Below are 19188 nucleotides of genomic sequence, written 5' to 3'. Positions count from 1 at the left end.
ACGCTACCGATCAGAGCGCGACGAGACTTCTCGATTCCTGATCGGTCTCGTGGCCTGCTTCTCCACCCACGACGGGATGCCAGGGCCGGGCTCGGGATGACGTCGGTATTCGCGCGGCGAACGCCCGACGAGCTCGGAGAAACGCGTGCTGAACGTGCCGAGTGACTGGAAGCCCACTTCGAAGCACACCTCGGTCACACTCAGATCGCCTCGCCGGAGCAGAGCCATGGCGCGTTCGATGCGGCGCGTCATCAGATACGCATAGGGCGATTCGCCGTACGCCTCCTTGAAACGGCGGCTGAGGTGACCGGCGGACATGTGCACCCCCGCCGCGAGTGCCGCGACGTCCAGCGGCTTGGCGTACTCACGGTCGATGCGGTCTCGGACCCGGCGCATCGCGGAGAGCTCGCGCAGGCGCGCATCGTCCACAGGTGTCACGTCACGATCCTGCCATGACAGTCCGTCGCCCCGTGCGACCCACCATGGCGGCGTGTGTGCCACGAGAGCATTGCTCGCGCCGCTCCCCCGCTCCGCGGAACAGAGCGCTACCCTGTGAGCAACCCGCACAGGGTCTTCTCAGAAAGGGTCCTCGCCATGTCTGAAGCACTCTCTGCCGCCAAGTCGGCGTTCTCCGCGATCCGCATCTCCCTGGCAGTCTCCGGCGCGATCGCCCTCATCGCGGGCATCATGCTGCTCGTGTGGCCGGTCAAATCGGCAATCATCGTCACCGGCATCGTCGCCACATACCTCATCATCGCCGGCGTGGTGTACGCCGGACTCGGCGTCTTCTCCAGCTCCAAGGGCGGCTGGGCAAGGGCGGGCCACATCGTCCTCGGCCTTCTCTACATCGTCGCCGGCGTCATCGCGTTCACGAATCTCCAGGCGACGACGGCGCTGCTCGCCGTCTTCACCGTCGTGTTCATCGGCGTCAGCTGGGTCGTCGACGGCGTCGTGTCCCTCACCCTGCTCACCGGCGACGGATCGCGCGTGTGGACGATCCTCTACTCGGTGCTCAGCATCATCGCCGGCGTGTACGTGCTCTTCAACGTGCTGGCAGCCGGTGTCGTGCTGTGGATCTTCCTCGGCGCCTCGCTCGTCGTGCTCGGCGTCATCCAGATCGTCCGTGCCATCACGCTCGGTCGCGACGCGAAGGCCGCCGCGGGAGCGATCGGGGCCGACCGACTCTGAACCGCCGCGCATCACGATGGCCCCGGCGCGCTTGGCGTGCCGGGGCCATCGTCGTCAGCGGGAGCGTGGCGCGTCTGCGCGTCTCACTCGGCGGCGAAGTCGCTCACGTCGCCGACGAGCCGCGTGTTGTCCGCCGGGACAGGGTCGACGACCGCACGCGCCACCTCGGCAGCGAACTCCGACACGTTGTAGAGCTTGCCCGCGGACTCGCGTCGCTCGGCGATCGCACCCGGATTCGCCCGTTCGAGCAGGGTCGCGGTGATGGTCCCTTCGATCATGTCCCCGGATACGACGGTGAAACCGATGCCCCTCTCAGCGAGTTCTGGGATGCGCTCGCGCAGGGCGTCCTCGCCCGCACGCTTCGACAGCGCGACGGGCTCGTACTCGGGCATGGTCGGCGTCGTCCGGATGAAGTGAGCCTGGTGGCTGGTCACGAACACGACGCGTGAGCCATCGGAGAGGAGCGGGGTCGCGGCGTCCAGCACGTTCAGCTGTGCGTCACGGTTGAGAGTGAGCGCGTAGTCCTCGGCCATCCCTGACTCCATTCCACCCGACGCGTTGAGAACGAGCACGTCCAGACGGCCGAACTGCTCCTCCACCTGGGCGAACATCGAAGCAACCGATGCCGGGTCGGTGAGGTCGGCACCGACCACCAGCACGGTGCGCCCGAGCTCGCGCAACTGCGCGGCGAGCTTCTCCGCGCGAGGCGCCTTGTTGCGGTAGTTGATCACGACGTCGGCGCCCGCCTCAGCCAGGTAGCGGACGGTGTCGGCCCCGATCCCCCTGGACGATCCGGTGACAAGGGCGACCTTGCCTTCGAGGGAACCTGCGGGAAGAACGTCGGACACGGTGACTCCTCATGGTGCGTGATGCGCCGCGGTCACGCGGCTCACACACACTATCAAGCGGCCCCCGGAGCGCCCGCGCTCGGCACGGCACGCGTGATAGGTTGACCGCAAAGGAGGGCGCATGGACAACTTCACGTCTTTCGTCGCGTTCATCGACCAGTGGGCGTGGATCGGCTGGCTGATCCTCATCGCCGCGTTCCTCGTCATCGAGATGCTGTCGCTCGACTTCACCTTCCTCATGCTGAGCTTCGGCAGCGCCGTCGGACTGGTCACCGACCTCGTCGGGGTCCCGGTCTGGGTGCAGGTGATCGTGGCTGCTGCCGCCGCTGCGCTGTTCATCCTCTTCTTGCGCCCGCCGCTGCTGCGCAGATTGCATCGCGGCGAGGACCCGACCAAGTCGAACGTCGACGCCCTCATCGAGATGCGCGGCCTGGCACTGCAGGACGTCACCCAGGTGTCGGGGCAGGTCAAGCTCAGCAACGGAGACACCTGGACGGCGCGCGCCGCCTCGCCGGTTCCGATCCCCCAGGGCGCCAGGGTCGCGGTCACCGCGATCAACGGCGCCACCGCCATCGTCCGCCCCGCCAACGACTAGGAGACCACGTGGACGACTCCTCGTTCATCCCCACCGCCATCGGGTGGATCCTCGCGATCGCGATCATCATCTTCGTGGTGGTCACGCTCGCCCGGTCCATCCGCATCATCCCCCAGGCCACCGCCGGCATCGTCGAGCGCCTCGGCCGATACCACAAGACGCTCAGCCCCGGCCTCAACCTCCTGGTGCCCTTCATCGACAGGCTGCGCCCCCTCATCGACATGCGGGAACAGGTCGTGTCGTTCCCGCCGCAGCCGGTGATCACCGAAGACAACCTCGTCGTCTCGATCGACACGGTCGTCTACTTCCAGGTCACCGACGCGCGTGCCGCCACGTATGAGATCGCGAACTACCTCGGAGCGGTCGAGCAGCTCACGACCACAACGCTGCGCAACGTCGTCGGCGGGCTGAACCTCGAAGAGGCCCTCACCAGCCGGGACGAGATCAACGGTCAGCTCCGCGTCGTGCTCGACGAGGCCACCGGCAAGTGGGGCATCCGCGTGAGCCGTGTCGAGCTTAAGGCCATCGACCCGCCCATCTCGATCCAGGACTCGATGGAGAAGCAGATGCGCGCGGAGCGCGACCGGCGCGCGGCCATCCTCACCGCCGAGGGGTCCAAGCAGTCGCAGATCCTCGAGGCGGAAGGTCGGCGTCAGGCCGAGATCCTGCGCGCAGAGGGCGACAAGCAGGCCGCCGTGCTGCGCGCACAGGGTGAGGCAGAGGCCATTCAGAACGTCTTCAGCGCGATCCACCAGGGCCGTCCGGATGACAAGCTGCTCGCCTACCAGTACCTCCAGATGCTGCCGAAGATCAGCGAGAGCCAGTCGAGCAAGCTCTGGATCATCCCCAGCGAGCTCACCGAGGCGCTCAAGGGCATCGGGAGCGCGTTCACGCCGAAGCCGGGACAGCCGCCGTCGAGCACCCCGGGCGCGTGACGCACCCCTACTTCGCGAAGACCTCGCATCCCCGAGTCCTCGCCCACCGCGGTCTCCTGACCGCCGCGGGCGAGGACTCCGGTGTGTGGGAGAACACGGCTGCCGCCTTCGCCGCAGCGCACGCCGCCGGCGCCGAGTACATCGAGACCGACTGCCGGGTCACCAGGGACGGCGAGGTCGTGCTGTTCCACGACGAGACGCTTTCCCGCCTCACCGGCGATGACCGCGCGATCGCCGATGTGCCGTCCCGCGAGCTGCGCGCTCTCTTCGCGGATCACGGCGGCCTCCTTTCGGTCGCAGAAGCCCTCGACCTCTTCCCGGCCACCCGTTTCAACATCGATGTGAAGGTCGAGGCCGCAGCCGCACCGCTCGGCCCTGTCCTCGCCCCCTACACGGAACGCGTGCTCGTCACGAGCTTCTCCGATCGCCGACGACGCACCGCCGTCGGGGCCGTCCTGGCCGCAGGCGCGGTCATGCGCCCTGCGACATCGGCCGGCAGCTCCGGTATCGCAGCTCTGCGCGCACTGTCCTCCGCACGCCTCTCCCCCGCTCGATCGCTTCGCGGCATCGACGCCGTGCAGATACCCGAGCGGCGTCGCGGCATCCGCGTGCTCACCCCGGCGCTCATCCGTGCCGCGCACCGTCACGGCATCGAAGTCCACGTATGGACGGTCAACGACGCCGACGACATGCGACGCCTCGTCGCATCCGGCGTCGACGGCATCGTGACGGACCGCGCTGACACAGCCGTCGGCGTCTTCCGCTGAGGCGCCGGCGGCCTGAGATTCCGCTGTGAAAAGCGTCAGGAATCAGCCGACGTGGATGAACCGCACAGGCTCGAGCGTTATACCTGACAGCGACGAGAGGACCACACAATGGCAGATCGCAGCCTGCGCGGCATCCGACTCGGCGCCCAGAGCCTACAGAGCGAAGAGGGCGTCGTTTTCATGGAGCGCCGTGAGACCAAGTACACGTGTGACGCATGCGGCCATGTCACGAGCCTGATGTTCGCGGCCGACGCCGAGGCGCCGCAGACCTGGGAGTGCCGCTCGTGCGGCGCGGAGGCCCGGCTGAACGTCGACGGCCAGGCCGTCACGCTCGACTCCGGCGAGGAGAAGGCCGCCCGCACCCACTGGGACATGCTGATGGAGCGCCGGACGCGCGCAGAGCTCGAGGAGCTCCTCGAAGAGCGCCTCGCCTACATCCGCAGCCGTCGCGGTGCCGGCGAAGACCCGACCCGCCAGAAGATCGGGGCCTAGCGCCGACGGGCGCGCCACCACCCGATCACGAGCGCGCCCAGACCGCCCCAGAGGAGCACCAGCTGCACCCAGGGGCCCAGGATGATTCCCGCCGTGAGGCCGGAGCGCAGTTCGACGTCGTCGAGCATCGTTCCGGCCTCATCCGCGTCCAGGCTCGTCACCGTGGTGCCGTCGGCCCTGATGATCTGACTCGTGCCGACGGTCGACACGTTGACGACGCTGCGCCCCGACTCGATCGCGCGCATCCGCGCCATCGCCAGCTGCTGCAGATTCTCGTCCGTCCCTCGGAAGTCCGCGTTGTTCGTCTGGAACACCAGAACCTCCGCACCTCCGTAGATGCCCTGTGCGATCACGTCGTCATAGATCACGTCGAAGCAGATCGCCAGGCCGACCCGCACTCCGGCGACCTCGACGAGCGGCGGATTCGTCCCCGGCGTGTACTCGCGCTGCAGGAGGCCGATCAGGTCGGGCGCCAGCGCGTTGTAGAACGCGCGGTCGGGGACGTACTCGCCGAAGGGAACGGGATGCCGCTTGTCGTGGCTCTGCCCGGTCGCGCCGTCGCTCCCCCACACGAGCGACGTGTTGTAGTACCGACCATCCCGTCCGGTCGCGGTGTTCGCCAGGACAGGCGCACCGATCCTCGTCGCCACCAGGCTGAGGCGCCGCGCGAGAGCATCGCTCTGGAACGGATCGCCGTCGAGCGATCCCTCCGGCCACACCAAGAGGTCGACGTCTTCGCCGTAGAGGGGTTCCGTGGCCTGCGTCTGAGCCTGGATCACCGAGAACGGCTCACGCTCGTCGAAGTATCCCGTGGGGCCGTTGCCCTGCACCGCGGCGATCCGCATCGATCCGCTCGCCGTGGTCGGGAACAGGGGCGTGGCCACGAGCACCACCGCGAGCACCGCGGGCAGCGCGAGCGCGATCGGGCGACGCCGACGTCGCAGCCGGACGACTTCCGCGATCGCCGCCACGGTGACGACCATGAGGAATCCCAGTCCGCCGACCCCGAGCCACGAGGCCACCGGCGCGAGCGGACTCGACGCCTGGCTCATCCCGAGGCGTGCCCAGGGGAAGCCGCCGTACGGCCACGAGCCGACGAAGGCCTCGCGCCCGACCCAGAGCGCCCCCACCACCGCCGGCAGGACGACGAGGCGCGCGAGAGCCCGTGGGAACGCCACGGGGATCCATCGGTACGCGAGCGTGATGGGCACGAGCGCGACAGCCGTCAGCCCGCCCTCAACGACGCTGAGCGCCGCCCACGGGATCGGTCCAAGATATCGGGAGGTCCACGCCACGAGCAGGGCGAAGAACAGGATGCCGTAGACGGCACCCACCAGGAGTGACGACCAGGTCCGCCGTCCGACGAGCGCCACGAGCAGCAACGCCGTCGCAGGGAAGGCGAGGATCCAGACCGCGGGCGCAGGGAACGCCAGTCGCATGAGAACCGCGGCCACGGCTGCCGCGAGCAGTGCGCTCCACAGCGGCAGGATCGGGCGCGTGCGCACACGGGTCGGGGTCATGCGGTGCGTTCCCCTCACATCGACGAGTAGGCGACGATGCCGCGGCGCACGCCCTCGAGGGCGAGCCGGGCGGTACGGGCCAGTGCAGCGTCGTCAGCCACGAGCGAGAGCTGGTCGAGGAGGTCGATCGTCTGCTTCGCCCAGCGCACGAAGTCGCCGGCCGCCATGTCCGCGTCGATGAGCACACGGTCGAGGAGAGCTCCGCGCGCCCAGGCGTGCATGGCGCCGGCCAGCCCTGGCGCCAGAGGTTCCGATCCAGGGAGGTGGTGATCCTTCTCGAGCTCGTCGAGCTCCGCCCACAACGTCGTGGTCTTCTGGTAGGCCGCGCGGAACGGCCCGCGGGGCAGCCCGTGCTCCCCCATGCCGTTCTCGTCGCGACGGGGCTCGTAGACCAGACAACATGCCATGGCGGCGAGGGATGGAGCATCGAGCCCCTCCCAGAGCCCCTGGCGCAGCGACTCTGCGACGAGCAGGTCGCGCTCTCCGTAGATGCGGCGCATCGTGCGGCCGGCATCCGTCAGCGTCGTGTCCCCGTCGCGCTCGGTGACGTAGTCGAGCGTGTGCAGCACCTCGACCACGCGATCGAACACCCGAGCGACCGTGCCGGTTCGGTTCTCGATCTGCCGCCGGATGCGGTCGGTCTGGCGCTTCAGCTTCCAGTACCGTTCCGCCCAGCGCGCATGGCTCTCCCGGTCGGGGCAGCGGTGGCAGGGGTGGCGCTGCATCTGGGTGCGCAGAGACTGGATCCGCTTGAGGCGCCGGTCGCGGGCGGCTCGCGGCGCCTGAGCATCCTGTCGGTTCTTCTTCTCGAGGTCGCTGAGCTCGCGGCGGATCGCGCTGTACTCCGCGAAATCGCCATGCTCGCATTCCATCGACTTCTGGTACCCGGCGAGTGAGTGCTCGGCTTCGCGCACCTGCCGCGCCAGGCCGACGACAGCGCGGTCGGCCTGGAACTGCGCGAACGACGACTCGAGGATCTGACGTGCACGGTCGACGCCGAAGAGGTCGATGAGGTTGACCGCCATGTTGTACGTCGGACGGAAGCTGGAGTTGAGAGGGTACGTGCGGCGCGAGGCGAGAGCGGCGACGGCCTGCGGATCCATCCCCTCGCTCCACTGCACGACGGCGTGTCCCTCGACGTCGATGCCGCGCCGGCCCGCGCGCCCCGTGAGCTGCGTGTACTCCCCCGAGGTGATCGCGACGCGGGACTCTCCGTTGAACTTCTCCATCTTCTCCAGCACGACGGTGCGCGCCGGCATGTTGATCCCCAGCGCCAAGGTCTCGGTCGCGAACACGGCCTTCACGAGCTTGCGCTGGAACAGCTCCTCGACGACCTCCTTGAACGCGGGGAGCAGACCGGCGTGATGCGCCGCGCCCCCGCGCTCGAGGTTCTCCAGCCACTCCCAGTACCCGAGAACCGCGAGGTCCTCGTCCTGAAGCGACCGCGTGCGATCCTCGACGATTGCGCGTATCTCGCGACGCTCCTCCGGTGACGTGAGGCGCAGACCGGAGCGCCTGACCTGCTGGACGGCCGCGTCGCAACCGGCACGACTGAAGATGAAGAAGATCGCCGGAAGCAGGTTGGCCCTCTCAAGGAGCCGCACGACGTCGGGCCGATCGAGCCGTTCGATCCGGCGCGCGTTCGGCCGGTGCCCGCCGCGCTGCGGACGCTTGGCCTGGCGGCCTGCGTGACGCGCGCTGCGATACTCCTGGGCGCGCCGGTTGCTCTCGAACGTCGAACCGGTGAAGGAGCGGATGCGCATCAGCTCCTGGTTGACGGCCGAGGTGGCGACGCCCGCGCGATCGTCGAAGAGCGGCAGCAGGTCGTCGCGCACCAGCACGTGCTGCTCGAGCGGCACCGGACGGATCTCCGACACGATGACCTCGGTGTCCCCGCGCACGGTGTCGAGCCAGTCGCCGAACTCCTCGGCGTTCGACACGGTGGCACTCAACGACACGAGACGCACATGGGCCGGGAGGTGGATGATCACCTCTTCCCATACCGCGCCGCGGAACCGATCGGCCAGATAGTGGACCTCGTCCATCACGACGTAGCGGAGGTCGCGGAGCGCCGCCGAGTCGGCGTAGATCATGTTCCGCAGCACTTCGGTGGTCATCACCACGATGCGCGCACCACCGTTGATGTTGGTGTCGCCGGTGAGAAGACCCACCTGCTCAGCCCCGTAGACGTCGACGAGCTCCCGGAACTTCTGGTTCGAGAGCGCCTTCATCGGCGTGGTGTAGAACGCCTTATCGTTCGGCGATTGCATGGCGAGGTGGATGGCGAACTCGCCGACGATGGTCTTGCCTGCCCCGGTGGGAGCAGCGACGAGCACGCTGTGGCCTCGTTCGAGGGCGTGGCACCCAGCCACCTGGAAAGGATCGAGGTCGAAGCGCTGTCGCGCAGCGAAGGCTGTGGTCTGCGGATGTTCAGCGGCCTCGCGTGCAGCCGCGAAGCGCTCGGCCGGGGAGCTCATGCCTGCTCTGGCAGGAGACCCGCCGCGTCCGCGCGCTTGCGCTTGCGTCTGTCGAACATCATCGAGACGAGAGTCGCCGCGAAGTACAGGACGACCATCGAGGCCATGAGCAGCAGCATGGAGAACACGTCGGCCGGCGGCGTGGTGATGGCTGCGAAGACTGTGCAGACCAGGATCGCGACGCGCCATCCCTTGAGGATCTCCCGTCCCGTGATCACGCCGGCCAGGTTGAGCGCGACGAGGAAGACCGGGAGCACGAAAGCGATGCCCACGACGAGCAGGAACTTGAACACGAAGTCGTAATAGCTCGAGTAGTCGAAGAACTGCGCCATCCCCGTCGGCACGAAATCTGCCATGATCTCGATGACGTGGGGCATGACGAAGAAGGCGACCGTGCACCCTGCGAAGAACAGCGGGATCGCCGCACCGAGGAATCCCCAGGTGTATCGGATCTCCTTCTTCGTGAGGCCCGGCATGATGAACGCCCAGACCTGCCAGAGCCACACCGGAGCCGAGATGAGCAAGCCGATCGCAAAGGCGATGCGCATGCGCAGATCGAAACCGCTCGTGACGGTGGTGAAGTTGAGGCCCGTGTACTCACGGCCCTCCTTCTCGGCGATGATCCGGATGGGAACCGAGAGCAGCTCGATCACCGGCTCCGAGATGAAGAACGCGATGACCATGCCGACGACCAGCGCGGCGGCGGCGATCACCAACCTCTTGCGCAGCTCGAGGAGGTGCGCACCCAGCGACATCCGCCGATCGCGATCGGGCGTCTGCTGACCCGCGGAATCCAGCGCAGACACGGATTACGCGGAGCGAGGCGGCTGGCTCGAATCGCTGTCGCTGCGTACGACCGTGCCGTCCGTCGACGGCGCGGGAGCGCCGGTCGTGCCGGCAGCGTTCGCGTCGTTCGCGTCGTCGTTCTTCATCGCCTTCATCTCACCCTTGAACACGCGGGCGGACTGGCCGAGGCTCTTGGCCAGCGCCGGGAGCTTCGCCGCGCCGAAGAGCAGCAGGATGACGGCGAGGATGATGAGCAGGTGAGGCCAACCGAATGCGCCCATGATTCTCCTTCGAGTTTTCTCGAGTCTACCCGGCGGCGGCGCCGTCCGGGTGGTGATACAGCGCGAGTCCGGCAGCGGCCCACTCGCGGGCTGCTGTCCGGGCGACCTCCGGTTCGAGCACTTCGAGCACTCCGCCCAGTCTCGCGGCGATCCGCTTGATCCCCCGGGGATCTGCCATGTGCAGGCGTGCGGTGACCACGCCGTCCGACTCCTCCACGTCGTCCGCCGAGAGGAAGGAGCCGAGGAGCGGGGCGAAACGCGCCGGCACCCGCACCGAGACCTCTCCCTCGTGGGCCGCGGCCGAGAACGCCTCCGGCACGTGATCGCCCGCATGCGTGATCGGGATGTCGGTGAGCCTGGCGTCGCTGACACGGTCGAGGTGAAAGGTGCGCATCGCCTGACGGAGGTGGCACCAGCCCTGGAGGTACCACTGGCCATTCGTGATGAGGATCTGCACGGGGTCGACCGTGCGCGTCGTCGGCTCGGCGTCGGGCGCCTGGTAGGTGAACGACACCGCGACGCCCTCCTGGACGCCTCGCGCCACCACCTCCCGCACCTCGTCGACCGTGCCGGGTGCGACGACGACCTCGGCGGGCGCGTCTGCCGCGCCGCGGGACAGCTTGGAGATCAACCCGGCGACGAGCCCGGAGTCCGACACCGCCGGCACGGCGGCGACCATCTGCAGCCCGGCGAGAAGAGCCGCTGCCTCGCGGGCGGTGAACCGCGGCACGCGGCGCAGAGCGACGTCGTTCGTGATCTCGATGACGTCCTCGTCGTCGAGGAGATCCCAGTTGATGTCGAACAGCTCCTGGGGCTGCTGCCAGTACCCCGAGTCGCCGGGAAGACCGATCACGGTGAGTTTCTCGACCATGGCGCGCATCTCCTCGCGCCCGACGCCGAACTCCCGCGCCGCCTCGTCGAGCGAGACCGGACCGTGCTCGAGCAGATACGGCACCAGTGTGAGGTACACGCGCACGCGATCCGCTGCGAGGAGCGGCTTCTGTTGAGCGCTCATCCGGCGTCCTCCCCACGTTCGACGTTCGCCTCGACGACGGCGCGCAGACGCGCGATGACCGCATCGCGCAGGGGCGCCGGCTCGACGACCCGCACCTCGGGCCCGTACGAGGCGAGTTCGTCGGCGAGGATGTGGAGGTCGACGAAGGGCACGCGGATGCCCTGCGCCGCGGGTGTCGCCCGGCGACCGAGCCGCAGGGCCGCTTCGGTGCCCGGCGTCACCTCGAGCAGCGCGGAGTTGCTCGCTGCGACGGCCTCGAGACCTGCGAGCGCCCGCTCCCCCGCTCCTTCGCGCAGCGCAGGGTCGAACGTGGCCGCCGTGACCTTGACAGCGCCGACGATCCGGCTCAGCAGGAACATCCGATCCGCATCCGCGTCGACGTCCACACCGAAGACATGCCACCGCGCCTCGTAGTCCACGAGCGCGAGCGGCCGGACCCGACGGCGCCGCGGGGAATCCTCACCGGGCTTCAGGTAGTCGAAGACCACCACGCGGCTCTTCTCGATCGCGTCCTGGAGCGGCGCGAACGCGGCGTCCCTTGCGGTGATGCGGGGCGCGAAGCCGATGATCGGCTCGTCGCCGTCGATCCCCAGAGCACGGATCTTGCGTACGCCCGCCTGTGCGTCCGCGGATGCCGATTCGGCGCTCCACACGCTGCCTGCGAGCTGCAGCACGGCGAGCTCCGCCGGGCTGAACTCTATGTCGCCCGGAAGGTCGTATTCCGCTTGCGGAATACGATAACGCGCTTCGCGCAGGTCGTTCGGGTCCGCGGCGTCACCGATCGTCTCGATCGGGATGCCGAGGGCGCGGAGCTCGTCCTTGTCGCGCTCGAACATCTTCTCCAGCGCATCCGTGCGGGTGCCCGCATCCGCCCGTTGGCGGTACCCCGACACGCTGTCGAGGATCTGCTGCTTGGTGAGCCCGATCTCCGTGGCCATGAGCGCCACGACGAGGTTCGTGAGGCGCTCCTCCGCGGGAATCCGGGCGGCCATCACGGCGCCGGTGCCGATGTGATCCCGAGGACGTCGATCACCACGGCCGTCGCAGCCCCGCCATCGGCGCCGGGGATCACGACGAGGACCTGCGAGCCGACCGTCGCGCCGACGAGCTGTTCCGCCGCCGCTGCCACGCTGGGCTCCTTCCCCCACGTGGAGTTGGTGACCTTCTTCGTGTCCCAGTTGACGCCGGTGAAGTTCGTGACGACGGTGTCGCCCTTCTTCACGACGGGTCCGTCGCCCTTGATGAGCGTCTGCGTGACGTCCTTCTTGGGTGCGGCGCTGTCGGGGACGATGATGCCCGGCGTACCGTCAGCCGCGCGCACGACGGTGGGCATTCCGCTGGCGTCGTTGAACTGCAGCGCACCCTCGGCCTTCGGCAGGTACACGTCGACCATGTCGATGACGAACACGGCCGTGTCGTCCTTGGCGAAGCCGAACCCCTGAGAGTTCTGCTCGCCGAAGTCCTTCGCCGGGAGGGCGGCGACGATGCGCGATCCCTGGGTGGCGCACGGGAGCACCGTCGCGAGGCCCGGCGACAGGCTCGCCCAGTAGTCGATGGTGTGCACGGCGGAGCGCGACGGGTCGTAGGCCGACTGGAACACCTGCTCGCCGGTCGCCCCGTTGAAGATCGTGATCTCGGCGACGAAGCCCTGCGACGCCGACACCACCGCCGGGCCGTCGCCGGTGATGAGATCGGCATACGTGGTCTTGGATGCGCGCACGGGTGCGAACACGTCGGCGTCTGGCTTCTCGCCGATCGCACCGTCGGCGGTCACCGACGCCGCGACACCTGTCGACCCTGACGGGCGGTCGCACGACGCGCCGTCGTAGCTCGGCGCGGACGAGCACCCGGTCAGAGCGAGCACGGCGAGGCTGAGTGTGGCCAGAACGGCGGACGTTTTACGCACGCGCTCCAGTCTATTCCGTCGCGGCCTCCGATTCGCGCGACGCGGCGGCACGACGCGCACCCTCAGCGGCCTTGGCTGCTTCCCTCGCGCGCTTGCGGAGGTTCTTGTCGGTGATATCGCGGTCTCCGACAGCGCCAGGGGTCCACAGCTCCACGTCGTCATCTCCATAGCTCGACTTCGAAGCGCGCCGCTTCACCGTCGGAGCGACGGCTCCGGGGGCGAGCCGACGCGCGGTGAGGAGGAAACCCGTGTGCGCGACCATGCGGTGGTCCGGGCGCACGGCGAGGCCTTCGACATGCCAACCGCGGACCATGGTCTCCGACGCATCGGGGTCGGTGAAGAGGCCCGTATTCCTGATGTACTCGGCGACGCGTGAGAGCTGCGTGGCGGTCGCGACATAGCAGAGCACCACGCCTCCCGGTGCGAGCGCATCGGCGACCGCATCAATGCACTCCCATGGCGCCAGCATGTCCAGCACGACGCGGTCCACCGTGCCTGCTGCGAAACGCTCGGGAAGCTCCTCTGCGAGGTCTCCGACCGCGACCTCCCACGTGTCGGGGATCCGTCCGAAGAACGTCTCGACGTTGGCGGTGGCGACGTCCGCGAACTCCTGGCGCCTCTCGAACGACACCAGGCGGCCGTCGGCGCCGATGGCTCGCAGCAGGGCAAGCGACAGCGCCCCGGAGCCCACTCCCGCCTCGACGACCACGGCACCGGGGAAGATGTCGGCCTGCATGACGATCTGCGCGGCGTCCTTCGGGTAGACGATCGCGGCACCCCGCGGCATCGACATCGCGAAATCCCGCAGCAGCGGCCGGAGCGCCAGGTACTCGTGGCCGGAGCTGTTGGTGACGACCGATCCGTCGGGGAGACCCACGAGGTCGCGGTGGAAGAGCACACCGTGGTGCGTGTGCAGCTCGCCGTCGGCGGTGAGGGTGATGGTGTGCATGCGCCCCTTGGGGCCGGTGAGCTGCACGCGGTCGCCCTCTCGGAACGGTCCGCTCGGCCGCTTCGCGGTGGGTTCGGTCATCGGGCGGCTCCTGTCAGCGTGCTCAGGCGGTCGAAGAGGTCGGACAGATCTGCGGCTGTGCGCGAAGCGAGCGTCGGCCACAGTTCGTGCGCGCCGAGTCCCGCCAGCGGGACGATGTGCGGGACGCCGAGCGTGACCGCGCCGGACGACAGGCCGGCCCGCAGGCCCGTCGGCGAGTCTTCGATGACGACGGCATCCGTGATGTCGACGCCCAGCAGCTCCGCCGCGCGCAGGTAGGGCTCGGGGTGCGGTTTCGGCTGGGCGACGTCGTCTCCCGCGACGACATGGTCGAACGCGTCGAAGTCGATGAGGTCGACGACGCCGAGCGCCATGCGTCGCAAGGACATCGTCACGAGAGCGGTGGGGATGCCGGCGCGACGCAGATCCTGCAGGAGCTCCCGTGCACCGGGCCGGAAGGGGACGCCCTGCGTCCGCAACGCCTCCTGCACCGCATCGGTCAACTGCGAGACGATCGCGTCGGCTTCCATGTCCACCCCGGCGCGCTGCAGGATGAGGGCGCTGTCGATGAGCCCGTTGCCCACCAGCTGAAGCGCGTCCTCGTGCGTCCACGTCCCGCCGTAGGACTCCACGAGCGCCGTCTCCGCCGCCATCCAGTGCGGCTCGGTGTCGACGAGTGTTCCATCCATGTCCCAGAGGACCGCGCGGGGCTGTCTGCTCACCGGACCATGTTAGCCGTGGCGCCGCCCCTCCCCGGCCGACGCGGACTAGCCTGGAGGGATAGCGTCTCGATACCGCCGCGGAAGGAGCCCCCGATGGATGTTCTCGGATCTCGGATCATCATCGCAGCCTTCGACGGCTGGAACGACGCCGGAGAGGCTGCCAGCGGAGCCATCGCCGCACTGCGCGCGATGACCGACTACGACCTCGTGCACTCGGTCGACCCTGAGCTGTACTTCGACTATCAGTACACGCGACCCGCGACCACGATGGACGCCGAAGGGCACCGGCAGCTGACCTGGCCGGAAGCCGGGCTCTGGCGGCCGCGCGATCCCGGGTCCGGCCCGGAGCTCTGGTTGCTCACCGGGGTCGAGCCGGCTCGCACCTGGCAGGCATTCGCGGCCGAGTTCGTCGACGTGATGCTCAGAGACGATGTCTCGGGCCTGGTCACCCTCGGTGCCATGCTGTCCGACGTCCCGCATACGCGTCCGATCTCGGTCTTCGCATCGAGCCAGAACGAGGACGTCCGCGAGGCGCACGGGCTCGAGCGGTCGCTCTACGAAGGTCCTGTCGGCATACTCAGCGTCTTCGAGCACTTCGCCGAGAACGCCGGGATCCCGACGGCGAGTCTGTGGGCGAGCGTGCCGCACTACGTCGCGTCCGCCACCCCTTCACCGAAGGTGACCCTCGCGCTTCTCGATCGGCTCGAGGAGCTCACCGGCGTCGATGTGCCGCGGGAACGTCTGCGTACGGACGCGGCGGCCTGGGAGGCGTCGATCGACGCCGCTGCGGCCGACGATGAAGACATGACCGAGTACATCCGGCAGCTGGAGCGGACCCGAGACACGTGGGACTCCCCCGAAGCCTCGGGAGACGCCATCGCCCAGGCGTTCGAGCGCTATCTCCGCCGGCGCGGAGACGACCCGGGCGACCGCAAGCGCTGAACCGAGGGCCAGCGCACCGCGTTCGCCGCGTTCGTGTGCGCGCCGCTCAGGCCGGGATCACTCCGGCGGCGAGCAGGACAAGCAGCGCGGTTCCGAGCAGGATGCGGTAGATGACGAAGGGCATGAAGCTGCGCTTCGAGATCCAGTTCATGAAGAACGCGATGACACCCAGTGCGACGACGAACGCGATTCCGGTGGCGGCGAGGGTCTCACCGAACGTGAAGAACTGCCCCGGTTCGTCCCAGCTCTTGAACACCTGGTAGAAGCCGCTGCCGAACACCGCGGGGATCGCCAGCAGGAAGGCGTAGCGCGCGGCGGCCGCGCGCTCATAGCCGAGGAACAGACCCATCGTGATCGTCCCGCCCGAGCGCGAGACGCCGGGGATGAGCGCGAGCGCCTGTGCGAACCCGTACGCCACGCCGTGGGGATACGTGAGGTCGTTCAGCGAACGACGCTTGGCGCCGACTCGGTCCGCGACGCCGAGCAGGATGCCGAAGACGATGAGCATGACGGCGACGATCCACAGCGAACGGAGCACGCTCTCGATCTGGTCCTGGAAGAGCAGGCCGAGCACGACGATCGGGATGCTGCCGATGATGATCATCCACCCCATCCGAGCGTCCGGATCCGTCCGCGGAGCCTTGCCGACGAGCGACCGGAACCACTGACCGATGATGCGCACGATGTCGCGCCAGAAGAAGACGACGACCGCCGCTTCTGTTCCGATCTGCGTGATCGCGGTGAACGCCGCTCCCGGGTCCTCCCCCGACGGCAGGAAAGTGCCGAGGATGCGCAGGTGCGCGCTGGACGAGATGGGCAGGAACTCGGTGAGTCCCTGCACGATGCCGAGGATGAGCGCTTCGAGCAGGTGCATGGAGGGCCTTCTGGTAGTGGACCGCGCGGAGGACGAGCCGCGGCTCAGTACGTGCGCAGGAGATCGGCCAGAACCTGCTGACCGAAGACAAGAGAGTCTACGGGTACCCGCTCGTCGACACCGTGGAACATGCCCGTGAAGTCGAGATCGGCAGGGAGTCGCAGCGGGGCGAAGCCGTACCCGGTGATCCCGAGCGTCGCCAACGCCTTGTTGTCGGTGCCTGCGCCGAGGAGGTACGGGATGACAGGCACGCCCGGGTCGAACCGGCCGATGCTCGCGACCATGGCGTCGACGAGGTCTCCGGAGAACGACGTCTCCATTCCGATGTCGCGCACCACGGTCTCGATCACGATCTCGTCGCCGACGATCTGCTGCAGCTCAGCGAGCACATCGTCCTCCGTGCCCGGGAGGACACGGACGTCGACAAGGGCCTCGGCGCGTTCAGGGATCACGTTGTGCTTGTACCCGGCCGTGAGCGCCGTGGGATTGGCTGTGGTGCGGAACGTCGAACGCAGGAACGCCTCGGCGGGACCCGCCGCGGCTGCAAGCGCATCTGGGTCGTCCGTTGGCCGGCCGGTGAGGTCTCCCAGCCCTGCGAGGAGCGCTTCGGTGGTGGGCGTGAGGCGCACGGGCCAGCGCGTGCGCCCGATGGCTGCGACGGCCTCGGCCAGCTTCGTCACGGCGTTGTCGTCATGGAGGCGGCTCCCGTGCCCTGCCTGCCCCTTCGCCACGAGCCGGAGCCAGATGAGAGCCTTCTCCCCCACCTGCAGCAGATAGGCACGACGGTCGTCGACGGTGATCGAGTAGCCGCCGACCTCGCTGATCGCCTCCGCGGCACCCGCGAACCACTCGGGACGGTCGCGGACGACGAGCGCGGACCCTTCGACGCCGCCGTTCTCCTCGTCCGCGAAGAACGTCAGGATCAGGTCGCGCTCCGGCTGCTCCCCCGACCGGAGGATGTCGCCGACCGCCGTGAGGATCATGGCGTCCATGTTCTTCATGTCCACGGCACCGCGTCCCCACAGCAGGCCGTCCCGCACGATGCCTGCGAACGGGTCGACGCTCCATTCCTCCGCCATGGCCGGCACGACGTCGAGGTGACCGTGCACGACCAACGCCGGTTTCGCCCTGTCGCGTCCGGGTACACGCGCCATGACGTTGGTCCGGCGCGGGGCCGGCTCGTAGTACTCGACGGGGAGGCTGAGGTCCTGCAGATACGCCCCCACGTACTCCGCCGCCTCGCGTTCGCCGTTGGCGCGCCCCCCGCCGTAGTTGGAGGTGTCGAAGCGGATGAGGTCACGCGCGACACGCACGACCTCGGGAAGCGAGGGATCAGACATGGACCCAGGCTATCGAATCGTCATGGCGCGCCCGGGCGACGGCGTCGGTTTCAGGCGGAGGTCCGGCTCGTGCTAATGTAAATCCTCGTTCGGCACACGAACGTCCATCACCTGCGCGGGTGGCGGAATGGTAGACGCGCTAGCTTGAGGTGCTAGTGCCCGATAGGGCGTGGGGGTTCAAGTCCCCCTCCGCGCACAGGAAGAAGAGAGTCCCGCTCCGTCTGGAGCGGGACTCTTTTCGTGTCGGCCCCCGTTCCGTGTCGGCCCGTTTCGTGTCGGCCCCGCGGTGTGCATTGCGGGGCCGCTCCGCCCTCTACAAGGCGCTCACTCCGAACACGAGCCCGAGCGCGTAGGTCACGGCGGCCGCACCGAACCCGATGGCCAGCTGACGCAGCGCGCGCTTCAGCGGAGGACCGCCGGAGAGGATGCCGACCATCGCGCCCGTGGACAGAAGCGCCACGCCGACCAGGATCAGCGCCACCACGATCGCGGTGGTGCCGGCGAGTCCGAAGAGCCACGGCAGCACCGGGACGATCGCACCGGATGCGAACAGGAGGAAGCTCGACAGTGCGGCGGTCCAGTCGCTGCCGACGATCTCGTGGTCGTCCCCGCCGTGGACGTGGATCGGTCCTGTCACCGAGCGCTGGACGCCCGCGCGCGCTGCTGCCACGATGCGCCGTGCACGCTCGAGAGCCTCGTCCGGGTCCATGCCGCGCGCCCGGTACACGAGCGCGAGCTCATTCTCGTCGATGTCGAGGTCTGCCGCGGACGCAGCGGCATCCTCGTTCGCCTCCGTCGCCGCCAGCAGCTCGCGCTGTGAGCGCACCGAGACGAACTCACCGGCCCCCATCGACAGCGCCCCTGCCAGCAGACCTGCGATGCCGCTGAAGAGCACGAAACCCGAGCTGACTCCGGTAGCGCCGATGCCGAGCACCAGGGCGAGGTTGCTCACGAGACCGTCGTTCGCGCCGAAGACCGCGGCGCGGAACGAGCCGGACAGGCGACGACGTCCCCGCGCTGCCAAACCGCGGACGACCTCGTAGTGCACCCTCTCATCGGCCCGCATGGCGGGCGTCGCCCACCTCTCCTCGTCATACGGCGAACGCGCTTCCGCGCTCTGCGCCAGTGCGAGGACGAAGATCGACCCGAATCGCCCGGCCATCCATCCGAGCAGCCGGGAACGCACGCCCGCCTTCGGCAGCTTCACCGGCTCGTCGCCGAGCAGGTCGAGCCAGTGCTGTTCGTGCCGACGCTCGGCATCGGCGAGGCTGAGCAGGATGTCACGCTCCTCCCCCGTGCGGCGCTGCGCGAGCCGTTGGTACACGGCTCCCTCCGCGCGCTCCTCGACAAGGTAGCGCGCCCAGCGGCGGCGATCGGCCGGGGTCGGTTCGGCGGGAGCGGGGGCTGTCATGCGTCCTCCAGATCGTGCGTGCCCCGGGGTGCGGGCAACCGTTCCACGCTATCCGCGCCCTGCACCAGCCAGCGCGCTGAACCGAGGATTGCCAGGATTTC

At 68.6% G+C, this 19188-nt stretch carries 20 protein-coding genes and 1 tRNA gene; 7 read left to right on the top strand and 14 right to left on the bottom strand.

Features of this window, described 5'->3' with window-relative positions:
- Positions 1-3 precede the first annotated feature (3 nt).
- A complete protein-coding gene (locus AB663_RS12190; protein WP_067202691.1) occupies positions 4-396 on the bottom strand; it encodes a helix-turn-helix transcriptional regulator in 393 nt (130 codons plus the stop codon).
- Between the two features lie 198 nt (positions 397-594).
- Here AB663_RS12190 and AB663_RS12185 point away from each other — a divergent pair, with 198 nt between their 5' ends.
- Positions 595-1188: an HdeD family acid-resistance protein gene (locus AB663_RS12185; protein ID WP_067199425.1), complete on the top strand. Its 594-nt coding sequence runs from the start codon at positions 595-597 to the stop codon at positions 1186-1188.
- A gap of 83 nt (positions 1189-1271) precedes the next feature.
- On the opposite strand, the gene AB663_RS12180 is transcribed toward AB663_RS12185, so the two are convergent.
- Positions 1272-2036, bottom strand: a complete 765-nt coding sequence (locus AB663_RS12180; protein ID WP_067199422.1) for an SDR family oxidoreductase — start codon at positions 2034-2036, stop codon at positions 1272-1274.
- 121 nt (positions 2037-2157) lie between these two features.
- Here AB663_RS12180 and AB663_RS12175 point away from each other — a divergent pair, with 121 nt between their 5' ends.
- The 4 genes from AB663_RS12175 (at position 2158) to AB663_RS12160 (ending at position 4825) form a co-directional block, all read left to right on the top strand.
- Positions 2158-2631: an NfeD family protein gene (locus tag AB663_RS12175; protein WP_067199419.1), complete on the top strand. Its 474-nt coding sequence runs from the start codon at positions 2158-2160 to the stop codon at positions 2629-2631.
- 8 nt (positions 2632-2639) lie between these two features.
- Positions 2640-3566 (top strand): SPFH domain-containing protein, encoded by a 927-nt coding sequence (locus AB663_RS12170; RefSeq protein ID WP_067199415.1) that lies wholly within the window; start codon positions 2640-2642, stop codon positions 3564-3566.
- Positions 3563-4333, top strand: a complete 771-nt coding sequence (locus tag AB663_RS12165) for a glycerophosphodiester phosphodiesterase family protein (RefSeq protein ID WP_067199411.1) — start codon at positions 3563-3565, stop codon at positions 4331-4333. Before AB663_RS12170 ends, AB663_RS12165 begins: the two co-directional genes overlap by 4 nt.
- A 108-nt stretch (positions 4334-4441) precedes the next feature.
- Entirely contained in the window at positions 4442-4825 is a 384-nt protein-coding gene (locus tag AB663_RS12160) for an RNA polymerase-binding protein RbpA (RefSeq protein WP_067199408.1), read from the top strand.
- Here AB663_RS12160 and lnt read toward each other — a convergent pair.
- The 9 genes from lnt to AB663_RS12115 are packed head-to-tail and all read right to left on the bottom strand — an operon-like array spanning position 4822 to position 14520.
- Positions 4822-6345 (bottom strand): apolipoprotein N-acyltransferase, encoded by a 1524-nt coding sequence (gene lnt, locus AB663_RS12155; RefSeq protein ID WP_067199405.1) that lies wholly within the window; start codon positions 6343-6345, stop codon positions 4822-4824. The two genes, AB663_RS12160 and lnt, sit on opposite strands and share 4 nt — an antisense overlap.
- A gap of 14 nt (positions 6346-6359) precedes the next feature.
- Positions 6360-8822 carry a DEAD/DEAH box helicase gene (locus tag AB663_RS12150; protein WP_067199401.1) on the bottom strand — a complete coding sequence of 821 codons (2463 nt, stop codon included), beginning with the start codon at positions 8820-8822 and terminating at the stop codon, positions 6360-6362.
- Positions 8819-9577, bottom strand: a complete 759-nt coding sequence (gene tatC, locus AB663_RS12145; protein WP_067199397.1) for a twin-arginine translocase subunit TatC — start codon at positions 9575-9577, stop codon at positions 8819-8821. The genes AB663_RS12150 and tatC overlap by 4 nt, the downstream gene beginning before the upstream one ends.
- Positions 9578-9631: 54 nt before the next feature.
- Entirely contained in the window at positions 9632-9889 is a 258-nt protein-coding gene (gene tatA / locus AB663_RS12140) for a Sec-independent protein translocase subunit TatA (RefSeq protein WP_067199393.1), read from the bottom strand.
- Positions 9890-9914: 25 nt separating this feature from the next.
- Positions 9915-10904, bottom strand: a complete 990-nt coding sequence (locus tag AB663_RS12135) for a helix-turn-helix transcriptional regulator (protein WP_067199390.1) — start codon at positions 10902-10904, stop codon at positions 9915-9917.
- Positions 10901-11896: a helix-turn-helix transcriptional regulator gene (locus AB663_RS12130; RefSeq protein ID WP_067199387.1), complete on the bottom strand. Its 996-nt coding sequence runs from the start codon at positions 11894-11896 to the stop codon at positions 10901-10903. Before AB663_RS12130 ends, AB663_RS12135 begins: the two co-directional genes overlap by 4 nt.
- Positions 11896-12810, bottom strand: coding sequence for an FKBP-type peptidyl-prolyl cis-trans isomerase (locus tag AB663_RS12125; protein ID WP_067199385.1), 915 nt, complete (start codon positions 12808-12810; stop codon positions 11896-11898). Before AB663_RS12125 ends, AB663_RS12130 begins: the two co-directional genes overlap by 1 nt.
- Positions 12811-12820: 10 nt before the next feature.
- Positions 12821-13840 carry a tRNA (adenine-N1)-methyltransferase gene (locus AB663_RS12120; RefSeq protein WP_067199380.1) on the bottom strand — a complete coding sequence of 340 codons (1020 nt, stop codon included), beginning with the start codon at positions 13838-13840 and terminating at the stop codon, positions 12821-12823.
- Entirely contained in the window at positions 13837-14520 is a 684-nt protein-coding gene (locus AB663_RS12115; protein WP_257720781.1) for an HAD family hydrolase, read from the bottom strand. Before AB663_RS12115 ends, AB663_RS12120 begins: the two co-directional genes overlap by 4 nt.
- 93 nt (positions 14521-14613) lie before the next feature.
- Here AB663_RS12115 and AB663_RS12110 point away from each other — a divergent pair, with 93 nt between their 5' ends.
- On the top strand, positions 14614-15462 hold the full coding sequence (locus AB663_RS12110) for a PAC2 family protein (protein WP_067199375.1): 849 nt from the start codon (positions 14614-14616) through the stop codon (positions 15460-15462).
- A 46-nt stretch (positions 15463-15508) separates the two neighbouring features.
- On the opposite strand, the gene AB663_RS12105 is transcribed toward AB663_RS12110, so the two are convergent.
- Both AB663_RS12105 and AB663_RS12100 read right to left on the bottom strand, forming a co-directional pair.
- Positions 15509-16336: an undecaprenyl-diphosphate phosphatase gene (locus AB663_RS12105; protein ID WP_067199372.1), complete on the bottom strand. Its 828-nt coding sequence runs from the start codon at positions 16334-16336 to the stop codon at positions 15509-15511.
- Positions 16337-16380: 44 nt separating this feature from the next.
- A complete protein-coding gene (locus AB663_RS12100; RefSeq protein ID WP_067199369.1) occupies positions 16381-17676 on the bottom strand; it encodes a M20/M25/M40 family metallo-hydrolase in 1296 nt (431 codons plus the stop codon).
- 113 nt (positions 17677-17789) lie between these two features.
- Between AB663_RS12100 and AB663_RS12095 the strand changes: the two genes are divergently transcribed.
- Positions 17790-17872: transfer RNA gene (locus AB663_RS12095), tRNA-Leu, on the top strand.
- 117 nt (positions 17873-17989) lie between these two features.
- Here AB663_RS12095 and AB663_RS12090 read toward each other — a convergent pair.
- Positions 17990-19087: a VIT1/CCC1 transporter family protein gene (locus tag AB663_RS12090; protein ID WP_067199366.1), complete on the bottom strand. Its 1098-nt coding sequence runs from the start codon at positions 19085-19087 to the stop codon at positions 17990-17992.
- Positions 19088-19188: the final 101 nt, after the last annotated feature.

The sequence above is a fragment of the Microbacterium sp. XT11 genome (assembly GCF_001513675.1).
GTDB lineage: Bacteria > Actinomycetota > Actinomycetes > Actinomycetales > Microbacteriaceae > Microbacterium.
Note: the sequence above shows the minus strand (reverse complement) of the source record. Positions and strands in the feature narration are given on the sequence as shown.